The following is a 3,495-nucleotide window of genomic DNA, read 5'->3' on the forward strand; positions in this document are numbered from 1 at the left end:
AGGAGAACGCCGAGTTGATCGGACCGGCCTCGTCGATGGGATCGCCGATCACGTTCATGATGCGGCCAAGGCAGGCCGGGCCGACGGGCACGATGATCGCCTTACCGGTGTCGACCACCGGCTGGCCACGGGTCAGGCCTTCGGTGGTGTCCATGGCGATGGCGCGCACGGTATTCTCGCCCAGATGCTGGGCGACTTCGAGCACAAGGCGGAAGGTCTCGCCCGTCCGCTGATCGACGTTGGTGGTCTCCAGCGCGTTCTGGATCGCGGGCAGGGCGCCCTCGAACTCCACGTCGACGACGGCGCCGATAATCTGCACCAGCTTGCCGGTGGCGACGGCTTTGGCTGCGGTCGCCTTGGGCGCGGCGGCGGCCTTTGCAGGGGCCTTCTTCGCGGGAGCCTTCGCGGCTGGCTTCTTGGCGGCGGTGGTGGTGGCCATCATTCTCTCTCGTATGTTCGGTCTAGATCGCTTCGGCGCCGGAGATGATCTCGATCAGCTCCTTGGTGATCTGCGCCTGGCGGGCTCGGTTCATTTGAAGGGTCAGCGCCGAGATCATGTCGCCGGCGTTGCGGGTTGCGTTGTCCATGGCGGTCATTTGGGCGGCGTAGAAGCCGGCCTGATTTTCCAGCATGGCTGAGAAGATCTGCGTGGTGATGTTGCGCGGCAGCAGGTCGGCGAGGATGGTCTCCTCGTCCGGCTCGTACTCGTAGGATGCGCCCTTCAGGTCGATCGTGGGGGCGCCCGCGATCACCTCGGCCGGGATTAGTTGGCGCGCGGTGGGAGTCTGAGTGACCACCGACTTGAACTGGCTGAAATACAGCGTGACGACGTCAACCTCGCCAGCCTCAAACATCGCCTGCACCTTGGCGGAGACTTCTTCAGCCACCGAAAGCGAAGGATTGCCGCCCACTTCGAAGCTGTCGACTAGGCGCTGGGCATGCAGTCGGCGCAGCTGGTCGCGGGCCTTGCGGCCGGCGGTGATGATCTTGACGTCCTTGCCCGCATTCAGCAGCCCGTCGATGTGTTGGCGAGCGGCCCGTACAATCGAGGTGTTGAACCCCCCGGCGAGGCCGCGATCAGAGGTCGCAATGACCACCAGATGCCGCTGATCCGAGCCGGTGCCGACCAGCAGCTTGGGCGCGCCGTCGCCGGAGACGCCGGCCGCCAGATTGGCGATCACCGCAGCCATGCGCGCGGCGTAGGGCCGGCTGCTCTGAGCGGCGTTCTGGGCGCGGCGCAGCTTCGCCGCCGCCACCATTTGCATCGCCTTCGTGATCTTCTGGGTGGACTTCACCGCAGCGATCCGAGTGCGCATTTCCTTGACGGTGGCCATGGCCGGCTATCTGCTCCTGTCGGCCGTACGCTTACGCGAAGGTTTCGTTGAAGGCGGAGAGCGCCGCCTTCAGACGGTCTTCCACCGGGCCGAGGTCCTTTTTGGTGCGGATCTCGTCCAGGAGGTCCTGGTGCTTGGCGTGCAGGAAGCTCAGGAGATCGCGCTCCCAGCGGCCGACATTCGCTGTCGGCACCCGGTCCAGATAGCCGCGCGTGCCGCCATAGATCACGGCTACCTGTTCTTCGACCGAGAGCGGGGCGTACTGCGGCTGCTTAAGTAGCTCGGTCAGGCGCTCTCCACGGGCCAGCATCCGCTGGGTGGCGGCGTCGAGGTCGGAGCCGAATTTCGCGAAGGCGGCCATTTCCCTGTACTGGGCGAGCTCGCCCTTGATAGGGCCGGACGCGGCCTTCATCGCCTTGATCTGGGCTGAGGAGCCCACCCGGCTGACCGAGATGCCGACGTTCACCGCCGGGCGGATGCCCTGGAAGAACAGGTCGGTTTCGAGGAAGATCTGGCCGTCGGTGATCGAGATCACATTGGTCGGGATATAGGCAGAGACGTCGTTGGCCTGGGTCTCGATCAGCGGCAGCGCCGTCAGCGATCCCGAGCCATTGTCCTCGTTGAGTTTCGCGGCCCGCTCCAGCAGGCGGCTATGCAGATAGAACACGTCGCCGGGATAGGCTTCGCGGCCCGGTGGACGGCGCAGCAACAGAGACATCTGACGGTAAGCGACGGCCTGCTTGGAAAGGTCGTCATAAATGATCACGGCATGCATGCCGTTGTCGCGGAACCACTCGCCCATGGCGCAGCCAGCGAAGGGCGCCAGGAACTGCAGTGGTGCCGGCTCCGAGGCGGTGGCGGAGACCACGATGGTGTAGTCGAGCGCGCCGCGCTCCTCGAGCGTCTTAACGATCTGGGCGACGGTCGAGCGCTTCTGGCCGATGGCGACATAGATGCAATAGAGCTTGGCGCTCTCATCCGTGCCGGCGTTGACTGATTTTTGGTTCAGGATGGTGTCGATCGCCACGGCGGTTTTGCCAGTCTGGCGGTCGCCGATGATCAGCTCGCGCTGGCCGCGCCCGATCGGGATCAGCGTGTCGATGGCCTTTAGGCCCGTCTGCACCGGCTCATGCACGCTCTTCCGAGGGATGATGCCAGGCGCCTTTACGTCAACCCGGCGGCGCTCGGCCACGTTGGTGATCGGGCCCTTTCCATCGATGGGCTCGCCCAGAGGGTTTACGACGCGGCCGAGCAGGCCCTTGCCCACCGGAACGTCCACGATCTCGCCCAGACGACGAACCTCGTCGCCCTCCTTGATGGCGCGGTCTTCGCCGAAGATCACGACACCGACGTTGTCGCGCTCGAGGTTAAGCGCCATGCCCTTCACGCCGGCCGATGGGAACTCGACCATCTCGCCCGCCTGGACGTTGTCCAGGCCGTAGACCCGTGCGATGCCGTCGCCCACCGACAGGACCGAGCCGACGTCGGAGACGTCGGCTTCCTCGCCGAAGTTGGCGATCTGGGACTTCAGAATGGCCGAGATTTCGGCTGCGCGGATATCCATGGGCTTTACGCTCTCTTGAGGGCGAATTTCAGGGAGTCGAGCTTCGACTTCAGCGAAGCGTCAAACAGGCGGGAGCCGACCTTCACCTTGAGACCGCCGAGGATGGCGGGATCAACGCGGGTCGTGATTTCTGGGTCCTTGCCAAGCGCCTGGCGCAGCGCGGCTGCGAGGCCCTTGGCCTGGGCGGCGCTGAGCGGCGTGGCGGTGATCACCTCGGCTGAGACCGCGCCGCGCGCTGCGGCGGACAGTTTCGCGAAGGCGGTAATGACCTCGGGCAGGGCGGCAGCGCGGCCGTTGGTGGCCAGCAGGCCCAGGAACTTGGCCGTCGTAGGATTGAACTTGGCCTTGGCGGCGATGCCGGCGAGGCCTCTGGCCTTGTCCTCGACCCCGAATGCCGGGGAGGACAACAGCACGCGCAGGTCGCGCGAATCGGCGATCGCGGTGCGGAGCGAGCTCAGGTCTGCCTCGACGGCGGGAATCCGCTTCTCGTCGCCGGCTAGATCAAACAGAGCCTGGGCGTATCGGGCGCCCACATTCGATAGATTGGAGTCTTCCGCCACTCTTGTCCGCCCGGGTCGCGTTTCACATGCCGCGCGC

At 65.4% G+C, this 3,495-nt stretch carries 3 protein-coding genes and 1 pseudogene; all 4 read right to left on the reverse strand.

Going from position 1 to position 3,495, the window contains the following annotated elements:
• Positions 1 to 439: pseudogene (locus ACIQ3R_RS16495) on the reverse strand (F0F1 ATP synthase subunit beta); the annotation flags it as partial.
• Positions 440 to 461: 22 nt separating this feature from the next.
• Positions 462 to 1,334, reverse strand: a complete 873-nt coding sequence (locus tag ACIQ3R_RS16500) for a F0F1 ATP synthase subunit gamma (RefSeq protein WP_397419943.1) — start codon at positions 1,332 to 1,334, stop codon at positions 462 to 464.
• A gap of 31 nt (positions 1,335 to 1,365) precedes the next feature.
• Complete coding sequence (atpA, locus tag ACIQ3R_RS16505; RefSeq protein WP_397419944.1) at positions 1,366 to 2,898, reverse strand: F0F1 ATP synthase subunit alpha; 1,533 nt, start codon at positions 2,896 to 2,898, stop codon at positions 1,366 to 1,368.
• Between the two features lie 5 nt (positions 2,899 to 2,903).
• Complete coding sequence (locus ACIQ3R_RS16510; protein ID WP_397419945.1) at positions 2,904 to 3,458, reverse strand: F0F1 ATP synthase subunit delta; 555 nt, start codon at positions 3,456 to 3,458, stop codon at positions 2,904 to 2,906.
• Positions 3,459 to 3,495: the final 37 nt, after the last annotated feature.

This window comes from Phenylobacterium sp. (genome assembly GCF_044371015.1).
In the GTDB taxonomy this organism is placed as follows: domain Bacteria; phylum Pseudomonadota; class Alphaproteobacteria; order Caulobacterales; family Caulobacteraceae; genus Phenylobacterium.

Coding starts and splice junctions, on each gene's coding strand:
- atpA (WP_397419944.1), bottom strand. CDS start 2,898: ATGGATATCCGCGCAGCCGAAATCTCGGCCATTCTGAAGTCCCAGATC.
- ACIQ3R_RS16500 (WP_397419943.1), bottom strand. CDS start 1,334: ATGGCCACCGTCAAGGAAATGCGCACTCGGATCGCTGCGGTGAAGTCC.